Genomic DNA, 25,145 nt, shown 5'->3' with positions numbered 1-25,145 from the left:
GTTAGTTCGCTCCCTTCAGTAACGAATAGGCATTCCATGTATTCTCAAAAGCTCTCCGGTTCTCATTACAGTGAATCAAGCAGCGGTCATCAGGTCTGATAGGCTCAGCATCACTGAACAGGAGTTCAATGGAAGTATCGGGGTAGCTCGCTTCCGGATCCAGTGGATTAGGTGTGTTGGACAACACGAGCAGTACATCCATTTCCGTGCGTAGAGTAACCGATGTACCTGCCGTTGGATGCTGCACATATGTCATAGTGCCGTCCAGCTCACACACCACTTTGGAAAAAAAGTTCACCGGAGTACTAAGATCGCGCGGGACTAGCCCATGCCGGTACATCTCAACGATCAGGTTCTCATAACCGCTGCGGAACCAGGCATTACGTTCATCCTGATAACGGCTGTAACCATATTTTCTATCCGTCATATCACGGGTTGTATAGCCAGCTAAAGTGTCGTGCCAGCCCACCGTGTCATCGGTGATCGAGGCAAGCACCCGGCCCTGATCACTCATAAGTACATGGCCGGCTGTCAAATAAGCCGTATGTTGAGCTTTTAAGGTGTCAGGCATGTTATAGCGCTCGGAAGGATCAGACGCATGAAATAGCAGTGTTGTCAGATTGGCACGTTCGCCAGCTGCTGTAATTCGGATGCTTTTCCCTCTACGGATGTAACCAGACCATTTGCCGCCTGCTTGAATACGGATTGAACTCATGTCATTCCCTCCTGTTAGTGAAAAAAATAAAAAAGCCCGGGAGAAATACCAAAGATAAGACTTGGTAAATTCTCCCGGGCTTTTTTCCCGCCGTGTACATAGTTGCGAAGTGGCATCCATGCGTTTTCTCTCGGACCAGCCAACCGCCAGAGCAGCTCGGAACCCTAGAAAACATTTGATATTCGATTTGTGTAAACAATCCTAACATACAAATGAACATAATGACAAGGAATTATTTTGATTTTGTGTTATTTCAATAATAGCGATGATTTTAATGTTAGGTTATTGCTTTTATTTTTGAAAACCAAAGAAAAAAAGCTTGTTTTTTACGAAAAACCCTGATTAAATGTGAGGTGTCATGACACAAGCGCAAAACAGCAAGTATTTTACGTGAAATGAAGGAGGAGATTTTTATGTCAGATAATCTGACCCTAAAAAGAAATTTATCTCTGGTGCATGTCGTGACTATGGGGTTGTCCTGGATGTCGCCCATGATTTTTTTTACCAGCTTCGGTGTGTTATATGCAGGATCCGGCGGTATGCTTCTGGCCGCATATCTCCTGGCCTTTGTAGCGATCTTGTTCACGGCTTTGAGCTATGGTCAAATGGCTCGCGCTTTCCCAGTGTCAGGTTCTGCGTACACGTATGTCACGAAGTCCATGAATCCTTTCATTGGCTTCCTGGTGGGCTGGGCCATTCTACTGGATTATCTATTCTCTTGTATCATTGCAGTACTCATGTTCGGTATTAATCTGCATGCGCAATTCACTTCCATCCCTTCTTCCGTCTGGATTATTGGCTGTACCCTTGTAGTTATGATCATTAATATCATCGGGATTAAGACTTCAGCCAATGTCAGTAAAATCTTTGTGCTAATGCAGATCCTCTTCATTGCCGGTTTCTGCGCGTTGCTGGTGTATAAAGCGCTGCAAGGTGGCATAACTGCAGGATTGAACCCTTTTGCAGTTAAAGAAGGTGTGTCTTTCTCATCTATCCTTGCTGGAGCTTCGCTTGTCTGTTTCTCTTTCCTCGGATTTGATTCCATTACTACGATGGCTGAAGAAACCAAGAATCCGAAAAAAATCATCCCCCGTGCCATTCTTATCATTGTTTTGTTGGCTGGCTTAATGTATTTCGGCACTGCCTATCTCATTCAGCAAATGTACCCTTCCTTCACTTCCAGCAACGTGGACTCGGCAGGATTTGAACTTATGCAATCCATCGGTGGACGTCTGCTTGCTTCCATCTTCACCTTTGTCATTATCTTCTCTGTACTGTCCCAAGGGATGTCTTCTATGACGACTGTGACTCGCCTACTGTTCGTAATGGGTAGAACCTCACTATTGCCGCGAAAATTCGCATCTGTCCACCCTACATTAAGAACCCCTGTATTCAACATTATTTTGGCAAGCGTAATCTCGTTATCCGCGATCTTCATCAGTCTTGAAACAGCGATAAAATTTGTTAATTTTGGCGCATTAACCGCATTTCTGTTCGTGAATCTCTCCGTCATTTTCCATTATGTGATTCGTCAAAAACAACGTTCTCCGAAGGATCTATTCTTACGATTGCTCTGTCCGCTCATCGGCGCTGGATTTGTATTTTATCTCATAACACTGCTGGATATCTCTTCATTGCTGCTAGGTTCTGGATGGCTTGTAGTAGGATTAATGTATTACGCTACGAGAAGAATGAACTCGACTTCATTACCAATGGTGGAGATGGATAAAGCAGTCTTGGGTCGCCAGCGCCAGCAAGTGATCAAATGATGAACATTCCAATTTTCAAGTAAAGAAGTAGTTATTACTACAAAGGCAGCACAAAAAGACGGGCTTTCAGCTCGTCTTTTTGTTTTGCTTTCATTGTTATTGATGTGTTCCTATGGTCAGCTTGCTGAAGGGCAGTGAGGAGGCATCAGTCTTTTTTTCGTACTACCACAGATATGGAACTGCTGAGGCTGTATTTTAAATATAGCAATTGGAACATTTATGGATATTGCCGAACACGGCGGGATTATCGAGAATTCCTAGGTCATTAAGAAATTCATTCATAACTTGATAAAAACCATTCAAATCATCGGAATGGACACCGTGTCCGCAATCTTCGAAAACAGCAAGTTTTGTGTTTGGCCTGCTTGCTTCCATCTGTTTCGCTTGGGGTAAGTCGAAAAAGAAGCTTTTTCTACCGTGAATCAGCAGGATAGGACAGCTGGATGCTAACCAATCTTCCCACCAATCCCCATTTACTTGCACTATGATAGTTTGCAAACCTTTCAGATCGGTGCGGAACCCCCAGCCCTGTTCATCCTCCAGCACACTTTCTGAGAAATAATCGATCGCCCGGAGGCCTATGTTTATAAGCGAATCTCTTAGTTCTTTTAATGATGCTGATCGGTATGGGAGTTTGTTCGCAAAGGAGAAGTCCGAATGAATCTCTGCACCGATATCTTCGACAATCACGGCATTGACCAATTCAGGGTAACGGGCGGCGAATTGATAAGCGTTTATCCCACCTAAGGAATGTCCCAGAATTGTTACAGCTTGCCCTCCAAGCTCAGTTTGAATCAGATTCAGCACATCCGTGACATAATGATCTCTAGAGTATTCCCTCTCAGGTGCATGCTCACTCCAACCATGACCGCGTTGATCTAAGCAAATCACTCGCCAGTTAGCGAATTTAACCGCTAATTCCGAGAATGTTCTGGCATTTGCCATCGCCCCATGAAGCATCACCATTGTTTGTTCGCTCTCCCCGCCAAAGTCTAGATAGGATAGCTGGAGATTTCCTGATTTAAAATATTTCCGCACTGGTGTAATTTCATGATGAGAATTCGACATTTTTAATCTTTCCCCTTTCGAAATAAGATTTAAGTTGAACTTACAAGCGAAAGTATAACCATTAATAGTGACAAACATTGTCATAGTCAAAAAAAGAACGATCGCGAATCATCGCGATCGTTCTTTTAGTAGGGACATAAATTACTCTGCTGCTGCATGCTGATACATTGCGGCCAGTATCTCCTTCAGGCGGTCATCGTAGGCAGCTTCAAAAGAAGGAATAAGTTCATCGATTCTGTCTTGGAACTTCTGAGGGTCCTCTACTCCCAGCTCTGCTCTTAATTGCTGCTCTTGCACAGATCCGTTGTCATTCAACAGCATGGTCAGTATATCAGCATTGAAAAATTCACGAGGATGAAGGACTAATCCGTTCATCATAAACAGGGTGAAAAAGGAAGCCTTGTTGCCTTCTTCAATGGCCAATTTAGTCGCTTTTTTCGTATATAGGTCAATATATTTCTGGGCAAATCTGATGCCCTTCAATGGTTTGGAATAGACATGCTCGACACCTTTCCAACGTAAATCTGAAACAGAGCTAAGCCACCATGCAGGCTCAAGAGCTTGCTGCATTCTGCGCAGCGCACGTAGCTCAAACTCAGGCTGAGGATTGGCTAGCTGCTCTTCCAGGCTTGCTGCCAGAGTCTCGGCTTCAATCGCAGCAACAGTCATGCCTTGGCCATAAATAGGGTCAAAGCTGCATAAGGCATCCCCTAGCACTAACAGTCCTGAAGGCCAGCCCTCCAGCTGCTCAAAATGCTGTCGAACAGATTCCGCCAACCGATACCCCCGTGGTCCTTGATGCGGCTCTAATTCTTCGAGCAGCTCTGCTATATCCGGCGTCACTAAGCGCTTGAGCTCTTCTTCAAATTCAGCAGTGTTTGTTGAAGGATAATGTTCTCCTCCCGCACTGGCGATGGTTGCACCCGCAATATGATTTTCAATCCGGTGCACCATGACGGCACTTACCCCTTCGCCCGCCTGAGTATCATAGAAGAAGGATTTCCATTTTTGATCAACATGTGGAGGGATTTTATAGTTACGGGTGCTATAGCCAAGCGGAACTTTCAGAATTTCCGGTTCTGGAATCTGTTGTCCGAGCGATTCAAGCCATTTGATGACTTTAGAAGATCGGCCGGCTGCATCTACCACCAGATCCGCTGTCAATGAAGCTTCTGTTTTCAGTTCGTCACGAGATTTCGTATACACACCTATGATCGTTTGCTGGTCTTCTGAAGTCATTAACCCTTTGACCTCTGTGCTTGTGAGAAAGCTTACATTTGAAGTCTGCTGAACACGCTGATAAAGAACCCATTCCAGCAGAACTCTGCTGCTAGAAGCATCTTTATCAGAGATTTGGTTGACAAAGCTCCCATACTTATTAACCGATACTGTTGACTCTCCAAAGGTAGGTTGAGCGCCCAGCTCTATTAAAGTGTCTATATAGCCAGGGAAGTAGCGTTCAAGAATCATTCTGCCACGGGGAAGCACACGGTGGGGATGAAACGACTGGGGTACACCTTGACGACTTACAGGTTCTGTGGGGAATTCGTCACGTTCAACAATCAGGACTTCCTCATAATAATCAGACAAAACTCGTGCGGCCATTAATCCAGCAATACCTGAGCCGATTACTATAGCTTTACCACATTCTAATCTTTGTCCCATAATGTTCATTCCTTTCGTGCCTGTGATAAGGTTGTAAAGGTGACATTTGTTACAGTTATTGCTAGTGTATTATAATTTGAATAGAAGTGGAGTTCAAACGAAATACCCGTCGGATGGGCGAAAATGGACAAAAGAGGTGAAAGTGTTGCAACTACAACACAGAGTCAATACTCAAGTTCAACGAACCAGAGAATGGATACTGGAAGCCTTGCTGATCCTGCTTGAGACCATCCCTTATGAGAAAATCACGATTGCCGCCATTACCCATAAAGCGGGTGTCGCCAGACAGACATTTTACAGGAATTATAAGAGTAAGGATGATATTGTTGATACGTATCTGGAGACACTCTTTAATGAATTTATTACGGATATTAAAAGATTGTACAGTGAAGACAACGAGGATGTCATTCCGAAGCTTCTCTTTGAGAAATTGGAGCGGGAGAGCAACATCACAACGAGGTTAATGAAAGCTAACATTGAACATTTATTAATGAATCATTTCGAGCGTTTGGAACGCACCTATAGTAAGTTATATCGAAATGAGAAAGAATTAAGAAAACAACTCTATTATAGATATACGCTGAAGTATCAATTGAGCGGAACGTTCGGAATCATGGTTGACTGGCTCATGAACGGCATGCCACTTCCTGCTGTAGAAATGGGGGCGATCATCACGGAGCTTTCCAAGTCTTTTAGACAGACTGATCAATATGCACCTGAATTTCTTCAACGGATTGAGAAGCTTGAGTGTTGAGATTGGGGATTGCTGATGCCGATAATTTTTTTGCATACAAGAAAGACCTTGCGGAAAAGAAGTCTGATCCAATGCGGCTGTAATGTTTTTTACAAAATTCAACCGTCGATGCCATGTGGCTTCGACGGCTTGTGTGGATAGCCTGAAATATTCCCCGTTCAGAGTCTATAGCTGCAACCTTCTAGAAATTGATTCACTATCAGGCAATATTGCGGCAGCACAGGTAAGAATGCGCAAAGCGTCCTCTTCGTGGCCATTCCAAGTTAATGCTTCGGCGATTCGCAAAAATTCAAAATCGACTAAATAATACTGCCCATACTCCATTCCATTGATGCGATGATACTCTTCCAACGCCTTCTCTACTCCATCGGATACGACTAACTCAGCAACTTTATGTGCCATTGATTTCTTTAGCTGCTGAATGTTCGAACCAAGCATTAGATCAAGAATTGGAAAGGTTACGCTACCAAGCCAGATGTAGTCGCAATTGGTCATCACAGAAATAGCGATGTTTTCATCAGGAAGCAGAATCAGATCACTTAGAAAGCCAGTATCCCATCCTGAATGTGAAAGGATTCGGTGACCCTTATATTCCCCCATAAACCAGCCCAGACCAATCTGATTCTTCTCTTGCCCGTACCCCGTTGTAGCATGAGGCTTCCACATTTCATCATAGCAGTCAGGTTGCAAGGCACGATATCCATTCTTTGCAAGACCCTGATTAAGATGCATCAGCATATACTGACACATATCTTCAACGTTGGTATACAGAGTAGAACTAGGCCCATGTGCCCTATTGTAAGGAAATACTTCACTGATATAGCCGCCGTAGCCATCCGAAGTCCTTAGCACATGGGGTGCGGCAAGCTGAGCTTCCACCTCCTGTTTCAAAAAGGAACTGGACTGCATCCCTGCCGGTGCAAGAATATATTCTTGCATGTACTGCTCGAAGCTCATACCGCTCACTTTTGCTATCAAGTCACCCAAAATCTCATAGCCTATATTGCTGTAAGCAAAATTAAGTCCTGGCTCACTCAGTAGCTTGTAACAGCTGATACTCTTTACGTATCTTTCAAGACTTTGCTCGTCATATTCCGGCCGATCCCACGCATAATCTTCTTCGTCCGGCATGCCAGAGGTATGATTCAGAAGCTGCCTAACTGTGATATTTGGATACCGATCGTCATCCAGTTTAAAGTAACTAAGATATTTCGTGATTGGAGAATCCAGATCTAATTGTCCACACTCAACCAATTGCATAATGGCCGTAACAACGAATGTTTTGGAGACGGAGGCTTGGTGGAACAAAGTGCTATGAACAACAGGATCACCAGTCGATAGATTGGCTGTTCCATATCCACCTGTAAAGTAAATTTCGTTGCCCTTCACTATTCCGACAGCTAATGCCGGTATATGACCATTTGTGGTAAAATCATTCAACATAGCGTGCAACGGACCCTCATTTTTCCGATATGTATACATTGTGTCCTCCCCACAGATACGGCATGTGATTATTATGAATTCACCGTATCATTTGTTAGGTTTACATGATATAGAAAAAATGGTTTGAACTAAAGTGACCCCTAAGCTTAATGTTATTTTGGTCAAATGAGATTGATCTTCCCCTTAATGGAGCAGCAAAAAATCCCAACCTCTCATTTTAAACCTGAGAAATTGGGATTCTTCTAGTTACTCCTTATTACCCGTTATCTTTGGAAAAAAGGGATTCTTCCGCTACCTGCGCTAATTCTTCTGCTTTAGCACTGATCTCCTGGATGGTTGCAGTGAATTCCTGAATCGCGCCTGATTGACCATCGGCTAGCTTGTGAATATCAGTGAACGTATTATTTAAGCGTAGTAGAAGTTCCTGAATATTTTTCGTAATCCCATTAATCTGGTCTACATTCTCCTTCGAGCTTGTCGCCAGCTTCCGGATCTCATCGGCAACAACGGAGAAACCTCTGCCCACTTCCCCTGCTCGTGCCGCTTCAATGGCAGCATTAAGACCTAGCATGTTACTCTGATCCGAAATCTCCTTCACCACAGTGGAAATTTTACCGATCTGCTGCGCACTGGCGCTAACGTCCTTCACTTGACTCGTAACGTCAGTCACACGGTCGGTTAGATGAGTTACAGCCTCGCTGATCTCTTCAATAGATGCAGTAGTCTGTTCGACAATTGCTGAGAAGCTCTCGGCCATCTCAAAAAGCTTATTTGCTTTCTCAAGACTGGTCCCCATCCCTACACCGCCGATAACTCTGCCCTGTTCATCATGCAGCGGGATCGCGTGTGCAGCAAGTGGAAATCCGAACAACTCTTTGGGAACGACAGCGGACAAAGGCTTATTAGCCTTGATTGCATTCGTTACTATATCCCCTTCCCGTAGCGGGTCCCCGGGGCTGACATTCAGTGAGAAGGTAGCGCCTGGAATGTTGATGATCAGCTTCTCCGTGTCATAAATGCCAATCGTAATGTCGTCGTTAGTAAGGCTATTCAATAGTGGAGCTACCTTTACAAAAGCTCTAATCAATTCATGCTGTGTTTGCTCTTCAGTTACTGTACTCATTCGTTTTCCTCCAGTTCTTAATACGGGAATGCCCTTTGGCCATAATTAACCGAAATCCATTTCAACGTAGTAAATTCATCCAGGCTCCATTCCCCGTTCAATCGGCCTAAACCGGACTGCTTCTCCCCGCCAAAAGCTACAATAGGCTCGTCATTAATCGTGACATCGTTCACATGGATCATACCCGTTTGGACCTTCTTCGCCATCTCTACACCACGCTCAAGATTGGAAGTGTGAATAGCCCCGCTAAGTCCAAAGCGAGTATCGTTAGCAATCTCAATCGCTTCCTCTTCTGTCTCGAATGGAATGATGCACACAACGGGGCCGAACAACTCCTCTTGAGCTACATCCATATCACGTGTGACATTGGCCAGTACTGTAGGCTCTACCAATCTACCGGTAATTTTACCATGCAACAGCGGAACCGCACCCTGCTCAATCCCCCTCGCAATCAGCTTCTGCAGCGTGTCAGCCTGACGATTGTTGATAACAGGGCCAATGATGGTCCCTGGCTCACTCGGATCACCTGTTGTAAGCGTAGAGACCTTCGCACTGAATTTATCGACAAAATCTTGATAGATGTTCTTATGTACTAAAATCCGGTTGGCCGACATGCAAATCTGGCCTTGGTGCGTGAATCTGCTAAATGTCGCCGCTTGTACCGCGTAGTCGATATCTGCATCCTCCAGAATGATGAACGCACTGTTCCCGCCGAGCTCCAACAGTGGCTTCTTGAAGTTCTTCACTGCCAGCTGGCCAATATAGCTTCCGACCTTTGTCGAGCCTGTGAAGGAAATGATTCGCGGTATCGGATGTTCGACGAACGCATCACCAATTTCGTTAATGTCTGTAACTATAACATTCAATAGACCTTTCGGGATACCCGCCTCTTCAAAGATCTTGCCAATCAGCGTTCCACCAGTAATAGGGGAATCCTCATGCGGCTTCAGCACTACCCCATTGCCGGCCCCCAGTGCTGGAGCAACTGACTTCATCGACAAGAAGAACGGGAAGTTAAATGGGCTGATTACACCAACTACGCCAGCCGGAATGCGGTATAGGCGATTCTCCTTACCGTCCTCTGTAGAAGGTAGAATCTTACCCTCCATTCTAAGTGGGAACGTCGCCGCTTCCTTAACCATATTTTTCACAAGTCCGATTTCAAAAGCAGCCTTCAGCCGTGTTCCGCCCAGCTCCTGAACAATGATGGACGTAATTTCTTCTTCATTCGCTTCAATATATTTAACCGCATTCTCCAGGATATCACGTTTATGATACGGGTTAACCTTGTCCCATTCGAGCTTAGCTTTATAGGCAGCCTGATAAGCATCATCAATATCTGCAACGCTCGCAATTTGAAAATCGGTAATTACCTCATCATTGTAAGGATTAATGTCGACCAGCGTTTTACCGCTTTTGCCATCTCTCCATTCGCCAGCAATAAATTGTTTTCCTAACGTTGAGTAGTTCAATAGTATCCCTCCAGAGTTGATAATTACTAGCAATATATTTATTTATCGACATAATCCCGATAATTTGTTTGGATTTACTTCATTAAAAAGACAGGAATTGTAATTGATCTGACCGAAACGCTACTTTCAGAGATACAAAAGACCCTTAACCATAATATTAGTCAAGGGTCCACCAGCTGAACTAGATTTAATTGAATAAATGAAGCTGCGGGCTGTTCAGGATCATTCGCTTCCACGCTTCATTTTCCTGTGGGTTCGATTCCAGCCAACTCTGAGAAACAGTATACATCAGCAATCTGCGGTAATTTATAAATAATTCGAGGTTATTTAGAAATAAGGCGTCCAGATGATTTTCCGTCTCATAACCGTTCATAAAATGCGTGTAGAAAGATTTCAAACTATCCATATCCTTGAACGGCTCTTTCATTCCACCAGCTGTCGAAAACAACAGAAACTGTGAAGCGATAGCAATATCATTCGCGAACCAGTGATAACAGGCAACATCGAAGTCGATTAGGACAATCCGGTCTTGTTCTAGCATAATATTATTTATATGCGGATCGTTGTGAATAAAGCCAAAGGTATCCCGGTTTATCGGAAGTTCAGACAGTTCACGCTTAAGGCTCTTCCAAGCCTGCTTAACCTCTACATCTTTACACCATGAATAAAAGGAGTTCCATTCACCCTCCCAGTTCATTGCGTCACTGTCTTTCTCCTGCGCATTCCCTTTCCAAGTGGGATAATCCTTTGTGAGCCGGTGTAGCTTTCCTATCATTGCTCCGTATCTGGTGTGGAAATCCTTGGTGAAATCATTGACCCCTGGAACACTCCCGCGGATTCTCTCCATCGTATAAGCTACCAGGATATTGTCACCTGTATCCAGTGTTTCGATAAGGTTATTGTTCGCATTCATTACCGGATAAGCGATGTCCATCCCATGTGTTCCTAGATAGTTGATAAACCGGGTGCGTTCGTTCATTTCTTTAAATGCCCTATCAGCATCTTTCTTCGGAACGGCCATAATCTTGAGAACCATATCGCGGGACCCGGAACGATAGCCATAGAGAATACCGTCTGATTCCTCTCCTCCACCGCCCACAAAAGTCAGGGCATCCATTTGGGTACCGAATTTCTTGGCCATTGTGTCCAGCGAGTGATCGGATATTTTGATCAAGACCTGTTCAGCTCCTTTGTGAAAAAAATGATTATTGTAAAATCATAATCTATTATGTAAATAAAAGAAGTGTATTACTTTATTGATATTTTCTACACGTTTAATAATTATCCACTATAGCCAATTAAAGGTTATTATTGTATTGGGTAAAAATTCTTTATATGCTATATTATTCTTTTACACCAGATAAAGGAGATGAGATTATTAGAAAAGTAAAACGGATTCTGCTGTATCTCGGACTCGCGATTCTTTTACTTGTGGGCATAGGGTTGATCTTCCCAACATGGACACCCGCAATAAAAGGAGAAAACAGCATTAGCGAACTCAAGCAAGTCGAAATTAATGGCACTGGTCATGAATTGATGATCCGGGGTCAGGACAAGAGCAATCCTGTTGTCATTTTTGTACATGGCGGTCCAGGTGTTTCTGAAATACCTTATGTGACCAAATACCAGGATGAATTAGAAAAGCACTTCACGATCGTTCATTATGACCAACGGGCCACCGGGAAATCGTATCACTTTGGAGAAGACTACTCGAATCTCACGAGTGATCTATTAGTGAAGGATTTGCTGGTTTTGACAGATTATATAAGTGATCGTTTGGATAAGAAGAAGGTTATTCTGATGGGGCATTCGTTTGGTACCTATATTGCTACACAGGCAGTACAGCAAGCTCCTGAAAAATATGAAGCCTACATAGGAATTGGTCAGATGGCAGATACCGTAGAGAGTGAACTGGATGCCTTGAATTACATGATCGATCAAGCCAAATCAAGCGGCAATACAACCGATGTCCAGCATTTGCAAGGATTAACCGATAAAATCCAGAGTGGCGAGCAGTTAGCTCCACGAGATTATCTCCGAAAATATGGCGGGGCAGCAAGATTGATCGATGAAGCTACCGACATAAGGGACGGTTTCCTGTTCGGACCGGAGTATAACTTACTGGATATCATCCGTTTTTATCGCGGCTTATTTTACTCACAGGATACTTTATTAAAGCCAGCTATGGATAAACCTCTACCAAGCCTAGTCACCAAACTAAATTTACCTGTGTACTTTATTATGGGGAAATACGACTATATGACTTCTGCGGATTCAGCTCATAAGTATATGGAGAAGCTAGAGGCGCCTCAGAAGGAACTTATAATATACGATCAATCCGCTCATTACCCTCAATTTGAAGAAAAAGCTAAATTCTCGCAATGGATGACCGATACATTCGCAAAATAAATTTGTAAAATGCATAATCAAAGTTTGCATATAAAAAGGCTCCTCACGTGTTCAATCGAACCATGAGAAGCCTTCTTGATTTTCACTTGTTCCCAAGTTCTCTATTCAGAGCCTACTTCGAGAATTTACTCCAATCTTCTTCCATCAGATCAGCAACAACAGACATTGCAGCCTTACTGCCGGAAGCAGCGGCATAAATCAACTGAGAAGGCATCACATAGGCCGAATCTCCGGCTGCGTATAGTCCAGCTACTTTGGTTCTGCCCGTCTCATCAGAAACGATCGCACCGTTGTCCGCAATCTCATAGCCTAATGATTTATCGAACCGGGCGTGAGGCAGTAAAGTAGGATCAATAAATCCTCCCCTGCGCTCCACAATCGTGCCATCTGTAAAATGTACCCGTTCCAGCAGCCCCTCTCTCCCGGAAAAAGCTGCGACAGGCGTGTCCACGATAGACACACCCCTGGATGTAAGCTGCTCCCGCTGATCGGTATTCAGAATATCATGGCCGCTCGTGCAAACCACGATGTCCTGGCTATAGCCCAAGACCAGCTTGACCTTATGGAATACACCAGGATTGTCGGAAACGACAACAAGCGGTTGATCTCGCAGCTCCCAACCGTCGCAAAAAGGACAATTGAACAGACTTTTCCCGTAAAAGTCGCGAAGCCCCTCAATCTCGGGAAACACCTCCTTCATCCCGGTAGCCAATATCAGCTTGCGAGCTATCACAGGCTCACCGGAAGAGGTGGACAGAGAAAAACTAAGATCTGTCTTCTGGATATCAATCACCTCGGTCGGTAAATGGCGAACAGATGGATAACGCAACACCTCCTCATAGGCTACACGACGAAACTCGGCTGGCGTAACCCCATCCTGTGTAAGGTATCCGTGAGAGGCATGTGTCACCCCATTTCTGGGCTGACTGTTATCAAGAAGCGCCACACTCTTTCTCGCTCTACCTAACACCAGTGCGGCATTTAATCCTGCCGGCCCGCCGCCGACAATGGCACAATCGTAGATCGTCATAAGTTGAATACCTCCATCAGATATATTAAATACTATACAGATATATTATATCTATAATTAAATGAACTGTAGCACTGCCCTTCACAGTCGTAAGGGCAGTGTATATTAAGCAAGAAGCTCATCTTTTCAATTACAGACCTAATGTATCTATGATAACTTTAATTCAATTTACCTGTCAAGAAGCTCTATAAGCGATGTTTGTTAATAGCGTTGGTTGACAAACACTAGAAAATCCTTATATAGTTCAACTACTGATAGTTAGAAGTATAATTGTTCAAATTTCAAAGGAGGGCACTTTAATGGATACCGAGCAAGATACACTCAGCCTGGATTTGCTGCAACTTGTCTCACTGAAAATAAAGAAACGAGCCGACGAGAGCATCAAAGAATTGGGGTTAAATTCTCAGCAAGGTAAGATGATCGGCTATATTTATGAACATCAAGATAAGGGTCTGATTCAAAAGGATCTTTCCGATCATTTCCACGTACGCGGCGCGAGCATCACCAGCATGCTTCAAGGTCTTGAAAAAAAGGGATACATCGAACGTAAAATCCCTGCCCATAACGAGCGACAAAAGAATATCTATGTTCTGCCCAAAGGCATTGCGCTTATTGAAGCCTTCGAGCAGTCCTTTCAACAGGTGGAGGCAGAAATCATTCAATCCCTCTCCGAGGATGAGCGACAGACCTTCAAAGAGTTGTTGAAGAAAGTCAATGACCATCTATAGTGAGACTCAGTGAATGCCCCTAAGGCATTGTAAAAAAACACTGTTCCCGTGGGGAATCAGTGTTTTTTGAAAGAATATTCATTTGTTACAGTGATCAACATTCCATTCTTCATTCAAGATAGAATATTGATACGCATCATGCCACATAGGCTGCCCACTTTCACTTGTTCTGAAAAAAGCTTCTTTCTTGAAGTGCCCTTCTCGAGTCATCGACAGACGCTCTAGCACCATATTTCAAAAGGTATAGCATCAATGAAATTTTATACATTAAGCTGCTCTAGTCCGGGTCCTCCTCATTTTCGATAGAGGTTCCGGTGAGGCCGATTTGGCGGAGAGTCATATTCGCCTCTACTTTAACAGATGCATTGGCAAAATCATGCCCCCAGCTAGGCTCCACCTTTCTCCAGGTGCGAGGATATTTGCGGTGAATATAACCGTTAAACCCAACGACATCCGTCTTCTCCTGCTGAATATGTTGAAGGAAGGCTTCCATATCTGTTTTACATTTTTGATTAAGTGCTTCCTCGGCCTTTCTGAAATCCTCCATCTGATCCAGATGCAGCGCAGTTTCGTTCTCTACGATCACTACGTCACCTTTGAGTTTCACTTCAAATTGCGGTTTTCCCTGAACCAGTTTCACGGCAATTTTACTGGACAAGCGGTGCATATCCATATTGATCACCCCTTTTCCTTTTATGGGGACCGTGATACTGAATTTATTGATTTTTTTAGTGAGCCAAAAAAAGGAATGAGTCTCCTCCACATTTAATTTGTATTTCATTTTCAGGTTATTATCAAAGACCGCAATACCTGTCATTTGCATTTCCTGTTTATGCGATTGCTCCTTGCTGGATAGAGATAGAAGCGGGAGTGTTGGGCTCTTTCCCGGATCATTAATAGCTTGCAGAAAATAGACCATGGCCTTGTCTGCCAATCCGCCTGTGTTTTGATGTATTTTCAGCGCTCCCGTCGCCGGAGAATCCTCGAGCGGATACACCATCTCCAGTAAGCTTAAGGCGGTCCCCTTCTCCACAATGATCATATCGGTTCTAAGACGAACATCTTTATTCCGGCTATATTCGTCCAAAATATTGGATAACCCATCTCTGGCCATACTCTCGCCGATGACGATCATTCGACGGTTTCCGGCAAAAATGGTACGTGACAACTTGGGTTGAATCTGATTAGCCGATTCCATAATCGATTTTCCTTTTCCAGTAAATACTTCAAAGTGCTTGCTCAGGGAAGCTAAATTCCCATCGCCGTTGTTGTTAGTATTCGATTGTGGGATGAAAATCATCGCACTGGCCAAATATTGTCCATCCTTATCTTTGTCCATCCCCCATCCAAGAATAACAGCACGGTCATTAAGCTCCAGCCGATCCCAGCATCCGGCGAGCATACAGGAAATAATAACCAAGGGAAGCAGTCTGTGAAGCATCCATCTCATGAATTCCTCTCCTCACGCGGATTTGATCGTGGTGTGCCGGACGTTGGAGGTGTTTTCCGCACGGCCGGACGCGGTCTGCGGTGCATCATCCAGCGCGGAGCGCGAATGAAAGTATCCCGCAGGGACTGGCCCTCCCTGTCAACGAGTGGACTCAGATAAGGAGTGCCGAAAGAAGACAGGTTCGTTAGACGAACGATCAAGAGAATCGTCCCCATTATAATCCCGAAGAGACCGAATAACGCCGCGAGGATCAGCATTGGAAACCGGAGCATGCGCGCAGCTGTACCGATATTGTAGCGGGGAGCTGCAAAAGAGGAAATCCCGGTGGCCGCAACAACGATTACCATTGGAGCGGAGACAATTCCAGCTTGAACAGCCGCCTGTCCAATGACCAGTGCACCTACAATGCTGACTGCAGAGCCGATCTGCTTCGGAAGTCTGAGCCCTGCTTCTCTAAGTCCTTCGAACATAAATTCCATAATAAGCACCTCAAATACAACGGGCAGGGGAATCCCTTCACGTGCGGACAATATGCTCAGTAACAGGTTAGTCGGCAGCATTTGGGGATGATAGGAAGTGATCGAAATGTACAGGGACGGCAGATAGATGGAGATGAGAAACAGGATTAGCCGAACCGCCCGGATTGCCGACGTATAAATGAACCGCTCGTAATAATCATCAGCCGCTTGCAGGCCTGACAAAAGGGTCATCGGCAAAATTAAGACGAACGGATTGCCATCGATAAGAATGGCCACTTTCCCCTCCAGTAGACTGGAGCTGACAATGTCTGGCCGTTCTGTGTTCTGGATCTGCGGAAACAGGGTAAACGCGGATTCTTCAATGAACTCTTCCATGTAATTCGAGACCTGATCGGCCTTTATGTTCAGAATCCGTTCTCTGACTTCATTCACGATGTCGACGGGCGTTATATTCTTAAGGTAGGCGATGACAACCTTTCGCTTGACGGTCTCCCCCACATGGAAAGCCTCGGTCTTAAGCGTTGGATTAGGTAGCGCTCTGCGTAGCATCGTAATATTGGTGTTCAAATCCTCGATAAACCCCTCCCGGGGTCCCCGAACTACGACCTCATTGCTGGGCTCCTCAATACTTCGCTTAGGAGGCTGGCTAACTTCCATACTGTACGCAGCCGCTTCCCCATGACTGAAGCAGACAATGTCACCGCAAGCAATCGCACCCGCTGCCTCATCGATATCAGTGATGGGTTCAGAGATAGAAGATACGTAGGTTTTGAGCACGTCAGCAGTAAAGGGCTCGTTACTATGAAGCTCACTCAAAGGCTTAATAATATCGAGATTCAACAAATGAGGATCGGTAAAGCCCTGAAGATAAATGAAGAGCAGCCGGGAAGGGCCCTCAAACTCAAAGTGTCTGAATATAACATCCGTACAGTCAGCAAAAATATCCCGCATCGCTTGTTCAGTCTGATCCAGATCTTCCGTCAAACGGATAGAATGCGACTCGTGGTCTGGAGTTTGATCTGACCGTGACGGGTTTCGTGGCAGGTTACTCAAAACCATCCCTCGCTTTATCCTGATTTATTCATGTGGCTAGACTTTGAAATAGTGAATGTACACATAGTAATACATACTGAGCATAAGAATCAGCAGCGTAACCCCGGACCATTTCCACCCCAGGCTCACCTTGGGGATTTTGGGGACTACACCAGTTTGTGCTTTTTGTTGCTTTCGTCTGTGCAGCAGAATCATGATCCAGAGAACTACCGGAAGGACCAGGTAAAGCAGCGGAAGCACTATCGGATCAATGTATCTCAAGAGAAGCGCCCGGGTTGTCAGCAGACTGGACGTAAGACCCGCTGCCCATACGGCAAGCACCGAAATGGGAATAATGAGCAGCTTCCATTGCTTAATACCAAGCCACTGTGCAGTCCCGTAACTAAGGCAAAATAAATAAAACCCCAGCTTGATGAATGCGCTGCAGACCCACAGCGCGATCATCACGACCTCAAGCCGCTGCAGAAACTCACCGACTTCAATATACCGGACCAGCTCATAAAGCGGATATTGCATCTTAGCGGCCAGTCCCGGTCCGAAGGTTAACAGGATAAAAGTCGTTGTGAGGACCATTAACCCAACCGCCAGTACAAATCCGACATAAATCTTCGGGGTTACCCCCTTTTGTTTGTTCAAGAATCCATAGACCAACACAAGCAAATAAGAATCCCCGTACATCTCCATCATTGTGAAGGTGCCTCTAGCCATGTTTAAAGGACTCGTATCAGCAGCGATAGGAAATAGAAATGCAAAATCCAGGTTGCTCAAGTTCAATATATATATACAAAAAAACATCAACACAATGAAAGGTCCCATCAGTTCGGCGCAGCGGGCGATGGTGTTGATTCCATTCGTAGCTACAGCAAAGGCAACGACGACAAACAAGACAATAACTACAGCCGTAAGTGGCGTTTCCCGAAACAAAGCCATGATTATAAAATCAACGACGGATCGCAAGGTATTCCCAAGTGAAATCATCCAATAGGCTAAATAAGGAAGCACCCAAAACCGCCCCACCCATTTGCCGAGCACTTCCTGGCTGAATTCTATAAAAGTCTGGCCCGGGAAATATTTTGCGTTACGTACGGCCAATGCCAGCACGATAAAGCCCGCGACGCCCGCCAGAATCACACTGAACCAGGCGTCCTGCTTGGTGACTTTCATCGTCCCGGACAGATAGATCGGAAGCCCGACATTTATGCAAAAGACGAGCCACATCATTTGATTTCGGGTAAGTTTCAAATTTGAGTCCTCCATTTGTTACCGATAACAACTGTATTATTACCTTGTTTTGGGTTTACATGCATATATTATGTTCACATCGAATGCAACGCAAAGAACCCCTTACCCGTACGTCGTACAGATAAGGAGGCTCTCATAGAATTAGTTAGTGATCTTAACTCATATTTTGCTCAAAGCTTGTCCAATATCATAATCAAGGATATTAATATCGGGATCCAATCCCAGTGCCATCTTCGCCAGCTGGCTGCCGATAAAAGGCCCCATCGTCAACCCCGACGCTCCCAGACCGTTGGCTGCTATTAGTCCCTCCCAGCCAGGTATAGCCCCCAGCACCGGAAGAAAACCGGGTGTGAACGGACGGAATCCGACTCGTACCTCTTGAAACGTACTATTGGCTAGAACAGGTGCCAGTTCTAACCCTTTGTTCAGAACTTCCTGCATCCCCCCGGGGGTAATCCTGGTATCATAGCCTTCAATCTCGTTCTCATGAGTCGCCCCAATCACAATCTTCTGCCCAGCAAAAGTCAGCAAGTACTGGTCAGACGGCGGCATGATAACCGGCCAGCTACCTATATCTTGTTGGTCTTCGACCTGCAAATGCATGATTTGTGCTTTTTGATAACGAACCTCGAATTGAACCCCTAAAGGTTGCAGCAACTGTGGTGCCCATGCCCCTGCACAAACTATGACCTCATCCGCCAGGAAGCTTTGTGCACCGACAGTTGCACCTGTTACACGGTTTTCTTGAAATTGTAGCTTGGCATCCCCGTGTACAAGGACAGCTCCATTTCTTTGCGCAGATCGAAGCAGTGCATCGCGTAATGCACGGCCATCGACCCGAGCGGCTCCGCTAATTTGAACAGAATGATAACCTTCTTCTAATAGTGGAAATAGCTCATGGGTCTCTTTGTCATCAAGTCGGGTTATTTCACCAATCTCCGGTGCATCAGTTTTGCGTATTTGCGCCCGTTCCTCCATCTTCCCGATTTTCTCCAGATCATGATGAATACTAAGCGCGCCTACTTGTGCATAGCCCGTCTCAGTTTCCCCTTCGTTTAAGAGTTCAGTAATTAATCCGGGGTAGAAACGTGCGCCGGACTTTGCCAGCTGGTACCACGCCTGATTGCGCCTTTGAGAAAGCCAGGGGCAGATTATGCCCGCTGCCGCATCCGTAGCCTGTCCGCTATCCTGACGATCTATGATAAGGACCTCTGCACCCATTTTTGCTAGCTGATAAGCTGTCGAAGCTCCTAGAATTCCTGATCCAATGATGATAACTTTCTTCACAATAACATTCCTTCCCTTAATCTCTGCATCTATTAATTATATCAGACTTAGCTCATAGACCCCCTCCGTATGACTCACACCCCAGGAATGATCATAAACCCCGCAGCCGCTTGCGAGGATTCAAATTATTGGAATCAGAAAATATAGAAGATAAGACCTTTACCCTCGGCTACAGTTTGGCTGTAGAAACGCTGGATTTCGTTAAAATACTGAAGCATATAGCCAAAGAACTCGTCCTTATCCTCGTCTGAAACAGTTTCAGGGTCAAGGGGATATACCTCCTCCTTTACCATGGCCGGGAAATCATACCGCAGGCGGAGCTGCTCTTCATCCAGCTCAGACATAGCCTGAAGCGCTTCTGCAACTTGCCCGGCGCGTAAGGAGAACGCCCCGAATGAGCCGAATTCGATACCTTTGTCTGACGTCAGCGGAACAACATAGCCAAGAGGGGCATCTCCATCGGAAATAACTCCACAAAGCAAATAGTGGATTGCCTCCCAGGATCTATCAATGTCCAGTCCGGGATAATCGTCTATTTTCAAACTCTTCAATGCAATCTCGCCTGCTGCGATTTGCTGCACCAAGCTGTCATCCATAGCAAAGTAATATCCACGCATTCCCATGTCGTCATCCTTCTTTCCATTTTAGTAATGACTATACTGACCTTTGAAAATGTAACATCGGGGAATTATTTTCATTAACTAATTCTCCCACCACTCTACTTATACGTCAAATAACCAATTCAAATTAATGTCTAGGTGCTAATCTCTCAAAGATTGACAGATTGTAAGCAATAGAACTATAATCTAAATTAATCAAAGTTAAATACTAGGATTTAAAACACCGCGAAGCTTCCCATCACTTTATGGAGCGTCCAGAAAAAGGAGCCTACCTCATGCCAAATGTTCAAACGTTCAAAGCCACTGCCCATCTGCAAGACGGCGTCAGAGTCGTAACGAAGGCAAGACAATTCGAGCTCATCATCGACGAACCTCAAAGCCTTGGAGGTACGGATACAGGAATGAATCCTGTCGAGGCTTTGCTTGCCTCTTTAGGCGCTTGCCAATCCATTGTAGCCCGAGTCTATGCTCCCAAGTTTGAAGTAGAGCTGGAAGATTTCAGAGTTGAGGTTGAAGGTGATCTGGATCTCGATGGATTTTTCAACCGATCTGAAGTCCGTCCAGGATACTCCGATATTCGCTACACCTTCTACATAAAATCCTCATCGCCTGCCGAAAGAATCGAGCAATTCGTGCAATTTCTAGAGAGTAAATGCCCTGTAGGCGACACCCTTGCCGCTCCAGTCAATCTCAAGTTGAACCGCATAGTAATTGAATAGTTGAAAATTAATAAACGGAATCGCTTTCAAGCTACAATAGGGCTGTAGAGTTGCTACCTAGCAACTTTGCAGCCCTATAACTTTTATTCAGAATTACATGATCCGATCTAACAAAAACTCTTATTGGCTCTGCCACAAGCTGCTGCAATAAAGTTGACTCAATCATCTCCACCATTCCATCATCATATAATTTCATATAATGCGACTAATTACGGTCTTCGGAGGTACCCAAGAATGAGCGATGTTCTTAGCACAGTAGATAAGGAAATTGACCGGCTGACATCATTTCTGTTGCAGCAGCAGCGGCAAGACGGATCGTGGCATTATTGTTTTGAGAACGGAATCGTCATTGATGCCTATGTCATTATTCTGTTCCGGATATTGAATGTGCAGAATGAGGCGCTGATCCGGAAGCTGTATGACCGTATCCTTAACGAACAGCAGCCAGGAGGGTTCTGGAGATTATACCCAGATGAAGAGGACGGGAACTTATCCGCAACTGTGGAAGCTTACTACGCCCTGCTCTATTCCGGATACAGCAAAATCACAGACGAGCCTATCCAGCGAGCCAAGCGTTATATCCAGTCCAAAGGTGGACTTGCAAAAGTCACCAGCATTTTAACTAAAGCCATTCTCGCTGCTACCGGGCAATCCAAATGGCCTTTATCGATCTCCCTCATTCCGCTGGAAGTGCTGATGTTCCCCAATTACTTCCCCATTAATTATTATGAGTTCTCCGGTTATTCAAGAGTCCACCTCACCCCTATGCTGATCATGGCCGACCGGCGTTTCTCGATTACAACCGCTGATGCTCCCGACCTGTCAGACCTCTTAGACTCACGAATTGACGTTGAGGAGCCGGACTTACACGGGTATCAGGAGATGCAAGATGACATTCACTCAGGTTTAAGCAGACTTATTGGAACACCCCGCTCTATCCATGAAGCCGCCAGGGACAAGGCAGAACAGTTCATACTCCAACGCATCGAATCTGACAGCACCCTCTACAGCTACGCTACCAGTACAATTCTGATGATTTTTGCCCTGCTGGCCCTGAAATACGATGAGCAGCACCCTCTGATTACTAAAGCTATTGAAGGACTTACAGCGATGCAGTACCGTTCCCCAGCTAAAACAACAATGCAAAACTCTCCCTCCACCATATGGGATACTGCTCTAATCTCTTATGCTTTGCAAGAGTCCCGAATAGGAGATGATCACAAAGCGATTACTCGTGCTGCATCCTATTTGCTGTCTAGACAGCACCATAAACGGGGAGATTGGAGCATCCACAATCCCAATGTAGAACCGGGAGGATGGGGTTTTTCCGAGTCTAATACGATTAATCCGGATGTAGATGACACGACAGCTGCATTACGGGCGCTCTATAGCTTGTCAAGAACAACGGGAGCGTATCAGGAATCCTGGAATCGCGGACTGAATTGGGTGCTGTCCATGCAGAATAAAGACGGCGGCTGGCCGGCTTTTGAAAAAAACACCAACAAAGAAATGCTCACATGGCTCGCCATCGACGGTGCCAAATCCGCAGCCACCGATCCCTCCGAGGCAGATCTTACAGGCCGTACCTTGGAGTATCTCGGGAACTTTACCGGGCTAGATATGCGGCACGAATTCATCAAACGGGGCAGTAAATGGTTAATCCATAATCAGGAGAAGGATGGTTCATGGTATGGACGATGGGGTGTTTGTTACATATATGGGACATGGGCTGCATTAACCGGTTTGGTGGCTGTCGGCGTGCCGACAAGTCATGATTCCGTGCAAAAAGGAGCCCAGTGGCTCTTAAGCATCCAAAACCCGGACGGCGGCTGGGGAGAATCCTGCCATAGTGATCGCCTTCTTCATTATGTCCCTTTAGGTGAAAGCACCCCCTCCCAAACAGCCTGGGCTTTAGATGCGCTAATCGCCACTCACCCAAAGCCAATACCCGCGATAGATCAAGGGATTCGCAAGCTTATTACCTCCATGCATGAAGATGATTGGAAGACTGTTTATCCAACAGGTGCTGGTCTCCCCGGCAACTTTTATATCCATTATCATAGCTACCGTTACATCTGGCCGCTGCTCGCATTAAGTCATTACAGACAGAAATACGGGGATTGCTAGATCAATGAATTCATCGTAGAATTAGGCAAAAGTAATCGTAAGGATATATATATTAACGTTGTTGAACTGTCGAGGGGGAACTTACCATGAACATCCATAGAGAACTTATAGCAGAACGACGAACCTATACCGCCTCTCGGGTGACACACTCCCACCCCTATGCACAATTAATTTTGCCGCTGCAAGGTGAAATGGCTATCGAAGCAGGTGCTGAAAATTATGTGCTCGGTGACGAGCTATTATTTTACGTCCCTCCTAAATGTGATCATTCTTTTCATTCCAATGTACGTAACGAGTTTCTGGTGTTGGATATTCCAGATGTGATGATTCCATCCAGCAGGCTGGACCATAAAGGAACCCCGTACGCGTTAAACAACAAGTGGAAAGGCATCCGGTATCTTATCCTGAATGAATTGAGCCAAGAAGCGGCCTCTCCTTCCGCTCTTAAAGAGCTGTACCCTTATATTTCGCATAATTTAATCAGTCAGCGGCAGCCTAGATCCATCCAGTATATTCATGAGCACTATCACGAGAATATAACGGTGCAGCAGTTAGCGGAACTAGAGCATTATAATCGGTCATATTATTCTGATTGGTTTATTAGAGAAACTGGGACAACACCGTCCAGTTATCTGCAAGACGTCCGGTTGAATAAAGCGAAGCAATTACTGCGCGAAACCAACTACTCCATGCTGCAGATTGCCCTTCAAGTAGGCTTGGAGCATCAATCTTCCTTAACCCGTTTGTTCCAACAAATCGAGAAGACAACCCCGAGCCAATACCGTAAACAGCATACCACATCTGGCACGGTGTAAAATCAACCTGAAATCCAGACAAAAATGCCCACTTCTGACCCTGTAAAATGAATATGAACTTGACCCGTGCAAGTACATGGCAAGTTCCCCTTATAACTGTGATTGTCTGTGAATCGCGGTTTTTGGGCATTTCATTTGAAGGAGCAGAATCATGTCGACAACATTGGGTTTACTATTCACATTCTTATGGTCCTCTGCGGCCATAGCCACCAAATTCGGGTTGGACTCTACAACACCACTGGCATTGGCCACGTTTCGTTTTCTTTCGGCCGGACTGCTGCTTTTTCTGTATGTGTACGGATTGAACAGGAAATTTTCCTGGCCGAAGCCCCGGCAATGGCTGCCGCTAATTGTGCTGGGACTTCTGAACACAACAATTTACTTGGGAGCGACTTTTTGGGCGTTAACCTATGTGTCCGCGGGCTTGTTTAATTTGTTCGTGGCCACCAATCCTTTTCTCGTTGCCTTCCTCTCCTATCTCTGGCTGAAACGAGGCATTTCGATAAAAGAATGGTTGGGGATGTTAGTCGCGGCCTGCGGATTGTTGATAGCTACCTGGCCGTCTATCGCGGGTGGCGAGGCTAGTATAAGCGGCCTGATCATTTTAGGGATCGGGATGCTCTCAATGGCAGTGGGGAGTGTTTATTTCAAGAAGATCAATCTGGATTTACCCAGCATCGTGATCAACACGTGGCAGTTATGTATCGGTGGGATCGTAGCACTGCCCATTGCCTATTTTCTCGAAAAGGATATCTTTTTCTTAAAGCCGGATATGCATCTCCTTGGCTCGCTGCTTTGGTTGGTCTTCGTCATCTCCATCGGGACTATGTTGCTTTGGTTCTATCTATTAAAACAAGACCCTGTTAGAGCTAACAATTGGTTGTTCATGACGCCTATATTCGGCTTTATTCTGGCAGCGGTTGTTCTCCATGAACAAGTAACCTCCTTTGATATCGTGGCAACTGTCGTTGTTGTGATTGGGCTATTCTTATCGGGCAATATTAAGCTATTTGCAAAAGTTAAACCTCGAAAGAACTGAACCAGGGTCCCACAGTGAAAAAACCGTAGCCGCTGCACAATAAGTGCACTGACTACGTTTTTTTGCGTTGTATTGCTTATTTCGTAAAAGCTTCTCGATGATTTAGCAGAATATTTCACTGAAAAGAATGACACTATA

The 25,145-nt window shown here is 45.2% G+C and carries 21 protein-coding genes and 1 riboswitch; of the genes, 8 read left to right on the top strand and 13 right to left on the bottom strand.

Features of this window, described 5'->3' with window-relative positions; translation table 11 throughout:
* Window position 1 precedes the first annotated feature (1 nt).
* Window positions 2-715, bottom strand: a complete 714-nt coding sequence (locus ACFORK_RS09330; RefSeq protein ID WP_379197966.1) for an urea amidolyase associated protein UAAP1 — start codon at window positions 713-715, stop codon at window positions 2-4.
* Between the two features lie 69 nt (window positions 716-784).
* A riboswitch (guanidine-I (ykkC/yxkD leader) is annotated at window positions 785-894 on the bottom strand.
* A 234-nt stretch (window positions 895-1,128) separates the two neighbouring features.
* Between ACFORK_RS09330 and ACFORK_RS09325 the strand changes: the two genes are divergently transcribed.
* A complete protein-coding gene (locus ACFORK_RS09325) occupies window positions 1,129-2,484 on the top strand; it encodes an APC family permease (RefSeq protein ID WP_379197964.1) in 1,356 nt (451 codons plus the stop codon).
* Between the two features lie 195 nt (window positions 2,485-2,679).
* On the opposite strand, the gene ACFORK_RS09320 is transcribed toward ACFORK_RS09325, so the two are convergent.
* Window positions 2,680-3,552 carry an alpha/beta fold hydrolase gene (locus tag ACFORK_RS09320; protein ID WP_379198572.1) on the bottom strand — a complete coding sequence of 291 codons (873 nt, stop codon included), beginning with the start codon at window positions 3,550-3,552 and terminating at the stop codon, window positions 2,680-2,682.
* 141 nt (window positions 3,553-3,693) lie between these two features.
* Entirely contained in the window at window positions 3,694-5,226 is a 1,533-nt protein-coding gene (locus ACFORK_RS09315; RefSeq protein WP_379197962.1) for an FAD-dependent oxidoreductase, read from the bottom strand.
* A 136-nt stretch (window positions 5,227-5,362) separates the two neighbouring features.
* On the opposite strand from ACFORK_RS09315, the gene ACFORK_RS09310 reads away from it, so the two are divergent.
* A complete protein-coding gene (locus tag ACFORK_RS09310; RefSeq protein ID WP_379197960.1) occupies window positions 5,363-5,971 on the top strand; it encodes a TetR/AcrR family transcriptional regulator in 609 nt (202 codons plus the stop codon).
* Between the two features lie 165 nt (window positions 5,972-6,136).
* On the opposite strand, the gene ACFORK_RS09305 is transcribed toward ACFORK_RS09310, so the two are convergent.
* The 4 genes from ACFORK_RS09305 to ACFORK_RS09290 form a co-directional block, all read right to left on the bottom strand.
* Window positions 6,137-7,414 carry a serine hydrolase domain-containing protein gene (locus ACFORK_RS09305; protein WP_379197958.1) on the bottom strand — a complete coding sequence of 426 codons (1,278 nt, stop codon included), beginning with the start codon at window positions 7,412-7,414 and terminating at the stop codon, window positions 6,137-6,139.
* Window positions 7,415-7,670: 256 nt separating this feature from the next.
* Window positions 7,671-8,537 carry a methyl-accepting chemotaxis protein gene (locus ACFORK_RS09300; RefSeq protein ID WP_379197956.1) on the bottom strand — a complete coding sequence of 289 codons (867 nt, stop codon included), beginning with the start codon at window positions 8,535-8,537 and terminating at the stop codon, window positions 7,671-7,673.
* Between the two features lie 17 nt (window positions 8,538-8,554).
* Window positions 8,555-10,009, bottom strand: coding sequence for a benzaldehyde dehydrogenase (yfmT, locus tag ACFORK_RS09295; protein ID WP_379197954.1), 1,455 nt, complete (start codon window positions 10,007-10,009; stop codon window positions 8,555-8,557).
* Between the two features lie 187 nt (window positions 10,010-10,196).
* Entirely contained in the window at window positions 10,197-11,183 is a 987-nt protein-coding gene (locus ACFORK_RS09290; RefSeq protein ID WP_379197952.1) for a phosphotransferase enzyme family protein, read from the bottom strand.
* Window positions 11,184-11,386: 203 nt separating this feature from the next.
* Here ACFORK_RS09290 and ACFORK_RS09285 point away from each other — a divergent pair, with 203 nt between their 5' ends.
* The gene (locus tag ACFORK_RS09285) at window positions 11,387-12,418 is read left to right on the top strand and encodes an alpha/beta fold hydrolase (protein ID WP_379198570.1); all 1,032 of its coding nucleotides are present in this window, start codon (window positions 11,387-11,389) and stop codon (window positions 12,416-12,418) included.
* A gap of 112 nt (window positions 12,419-12,530) precedes the next feature.
* Here ACFORK_RS09285 and ACFORK_RS09280 read toward each other — a convergent pair whose 3' ends face one another.
* Window positions 12,531-13,448, bottom strand: a complete 918-nt coding sequence (locus ACFORK_RS09280) for an NAD(P)/FAD-dependent oxidoreductase (RefSeq protein WP_379197950.1) — start codon at window positions 13,446-13,448, stop codon at window positions 12,531-12,533.
* Between the two features lie 299 nt (window positions 13,449-13,747).
* Here ACFORK_RS09280 and ACFORK_RS09275 point away from each other — a divergent pair, with 299 nt between their 5' ends.
* Window positions 13,748-14,176 carry a MarR family winged helix-turn-helix transcriptional regulator gene (locus tag ACFORK_RS09275; RefSeq protein ID WP_379197948.1) on the top strand — a complete coding sequence of 143 codons (429 nt, stop codon included), beginning with the start codon at window positions 13,748-13,750 and terminating at the stop codon, window positions 14,174-14,176.
* Window positions 14,177-14,453: 277 nt separating this feature from the next.
* Here ACFORK_RS09275 and ACFORK_RS09270 read toward each other — a convergent pair whose 3' ends face one another.
* The 5 genes from ACFORK_RS09270 to ACFORK_RS09250 all read right to left on the bottom strand — a co-directional run bounded on the left by ACFORK_RS09270 (window position 14,454) and on the right by ACFORK_RS09250 (window position 20,310).
* On the bottom strand, window positions 14,454-15,626 hold the full coding sequence (locus tag ACFORK_RS09270; RefSeq protein WP_379197946.1) for a Ger(x)C family spore germination protein: 1,173 nt from the start codon (window positions 15,624-15,626) through the stop codon (window positions 14,454-14,456).
* A complete protein-coding gene (locus ACFORK_RS09265) occupies window positions 15,623-17,158 on the bottom strand; it encodes a spore germination protein (RefSeq protein WP_379197944.1) in 1,536 nt (511 codons plus the stop codon). Before ACFORK_RS09265 ends, ACFORK_RS09270 begins: the two co-directional genes overlap by 4 nt.
* 36 nt (window positions 17,159-17,194) lie before the next feature.
* The gene (locus ACFORK_RS09260; RefSeq protein WP_379197942.1) at window positions 17,195-18,400 is read right to left on the bottom strand and encodes a GerAB/ArcD/ProY family transporter; all 1,206 of its coding nucleotides are present in this window, start codon (window positions 18,398-18,400) and stop codon (window positions 17,195-17,197) included.
* Window positions 18,401-18,559: 159 nt separating this feature from the next.
* On the bottom strand, window positions 18,560-19,687 hold the full coding sequence (locus ACFORK_RS09255) for an NAD(P)/FAD-dependent oxidoreductase (protein ID WP_379197940.1): 1,128 nt from the start codon (window positions 19,685-19,687) through the stop codon (window positions 18,560-18,562).
* Between the two features lie 134 nt (window positions 19,688-19,821).
* On the bottom strand, window positions 19,822-20,310 hold the full coding sequence (locus ACFORK_RS09250; RefSeq protein ID WP_379197938.1) for a YfbM family protein: 489 nt from the start codon (window positions 20,308-20,310) through the stop codon (window positions 19,822-19,824).
* A gap of 272 nt (window positions 20,311-20,582) precedes the next feature.
* Between ACFORK_RS09250 and ACFORK_RS09245 the strand changes: the two genes are divergently transcribed.
* The 4 genes from ACFORK_RS09245 (at window position 20,583) to ACFORK_RS09230 (ending at window position 25,007) form a co-directional block, all read left to right on the top strand.
* On the top strand, window positions 20,583-21,026 hold the full coding sequence (locus tag ACFORK_RS09245) for an OsmC family protein (RefSeq protein WP_175371058.1): 444 nt from the start codon (window positions 20,583-20,585) through the stop codon (window positions 21,024-21,026).
* A 234-nt stretch (window positions 21,027-21,260) separates the two neighbouring features.
* A complete protein-coding gene (gene shc / locus ACFORK_RS09240) occupies window positions 21,261-23,153 on the top strand; it encodes a squalene--hopene cyclase (protein WP_379197936.1) in 1,893 nt (630 codons plus the stop codon).
* An 86-nt stretch (window positions 23,154-23,239) separates the two neighbouring features.
* Window positions 23,240-23,968: a helix-turn-helix transcriptional regulator gene (locus ACFORK_RS09235; protein ID WP_379197934.1), complete on the top strand. Its 729-nt coding sequence runs from the start codon at window positions 23,240-23,242 to the stop codon at window positions 23,966-23,968.
* 151 nt (window positions 23,969-24,119) lie between these two features.
* The gene (locus ACFORK_RS09230; RefSeq protein WP_379197932.1) at window positions 24,120-25,007 is read left to right on the top strand and encodes a DMT family transporter; all 888 of its coding nucleotides are present in this window, start codon (window positions 24,120-24,122) and stop codon (window positions 25,005-25,007) included.
* The last annotated feature ends 138 nt before the right edge of the window (window positions 25,008-25,145 follow it).

This window comes from Paenibacillus sp. GCM10012306 (assembly GCF_042649265.1).
Classification (GTDB): domain Bacteria; phylum Bacillota; class Bacilli; order Paenibacillales; family Paenibacillaceae; genus Paenibacillus_AQ.
This window is presented reverse-complemented; position numbering and strand designations above follow the sequence as displayed.

What these genes read in the sequence shown, in the direction of transcription:
- ACFORK_RS09330 (WP_379197966.1), bottom strand. Translation starts at nt 715, where the DNA reads ATGAGTTCAATCCGTATTCAAGCAGGCGGCAAATGGTCTGGTTACATC.
- ACFORK_RS09325 (WP_379197964.1), top strand. Translation starts at nt 1,129, where the DNA reads ATGTCAGATAATCTGACCCTAAAAAGAAATTTATCTCTGGTGCATGTC.
- ACFORK_RS09320 (WP_379198572.1), bottom strand. Translation starts at nt 3,552, where the DNA reads ATGTCGAATTCTCATCATGAAATTACACCAGTGCGGAAATATTTTAAA.
- ACFORK_RS09315 (WP_379197962.1), bottom strand. Translation starts at nt 5,226, where the DNA reads ATGAACATTATGGGACAAAGATTAGAATGTGGTAAAGCTATAGTAATC.
- ACFORK_RS09305 (WP_379197958.1), bottom strand. Translation starts at nt 7,414, where the DNA reads ATGTTGAATGATTTTACCACAAATGGTCATATACCGGCATTAGCTGTC.
- ACFORK_RS09300 (WP_379197956.1), bottom strand. Translation starts at nt 8,537, where the DNA reads ATGAGTACAGTAACTGAAGAGCAAACACAGCATGAATTGATTAGAGCT.
- ACFORK_RS09280 (WP_379197950.1), bottom strand. Translation starts at nt 13,448, where the DNA reads ATGACGATCTACGATTGTGCCATTGTCGGCGGCGGGCCGGCAGGATTA.
- ACFORK_RS09275 (WP_379197948.1), top strand. Translation starts at nt 13,748, where the DNA reads ATGGATACCGAGCAAGATACACTCAGCCTGGATTTGCTGCAACTTGTC.
- ACFORK_RS09270 (WP_379197946.1), bottom strand. Translation starts at nt 15,626, where the DNA reads ATGAGATGGATGCTTCACAGACTGCTTCCCTTGGTTATTATTTCCTGT.
- ACFORK_RS09250 (WP_379197938.1), bottom strand. Translation starts at nt 20,310, where the DNA reads ATGGGAATGCGTGGATATTACTTTGCTATGGATGACAGCTTGGTGCAG.
- ACFORK_RS09245 (WP_175371058.1), top strand. Translation starts at nt 20,583, where the DNA reads ATGCCAAATGTTCAAACGTTCAAAGCCACTGCCCATCTGCAAGACGGC.
- shc (WP_379197936.1), top strand. Translation starts at nt 21,261, where the DNA reads ATGAGCGATGTTCTTAGCACAGTAGATAAGGAAATTGACCGGCTGACA.
- ACFORK_RS09235 (WP_379197934.1), top strand. Translation starts at nt 23,240, where the DNA reads ATGAACATCCATAGAGAACTTATAGCAGAACGACGAACCTATACCGCC.
- ACFORK_RS09230 (WP_379197932.1), top strand. Translation starts at nt 24,120, where the DNA reads ATGTCGACAACATTGGGTTTACTATTCACATTCTTATGGTCCTCTGCG.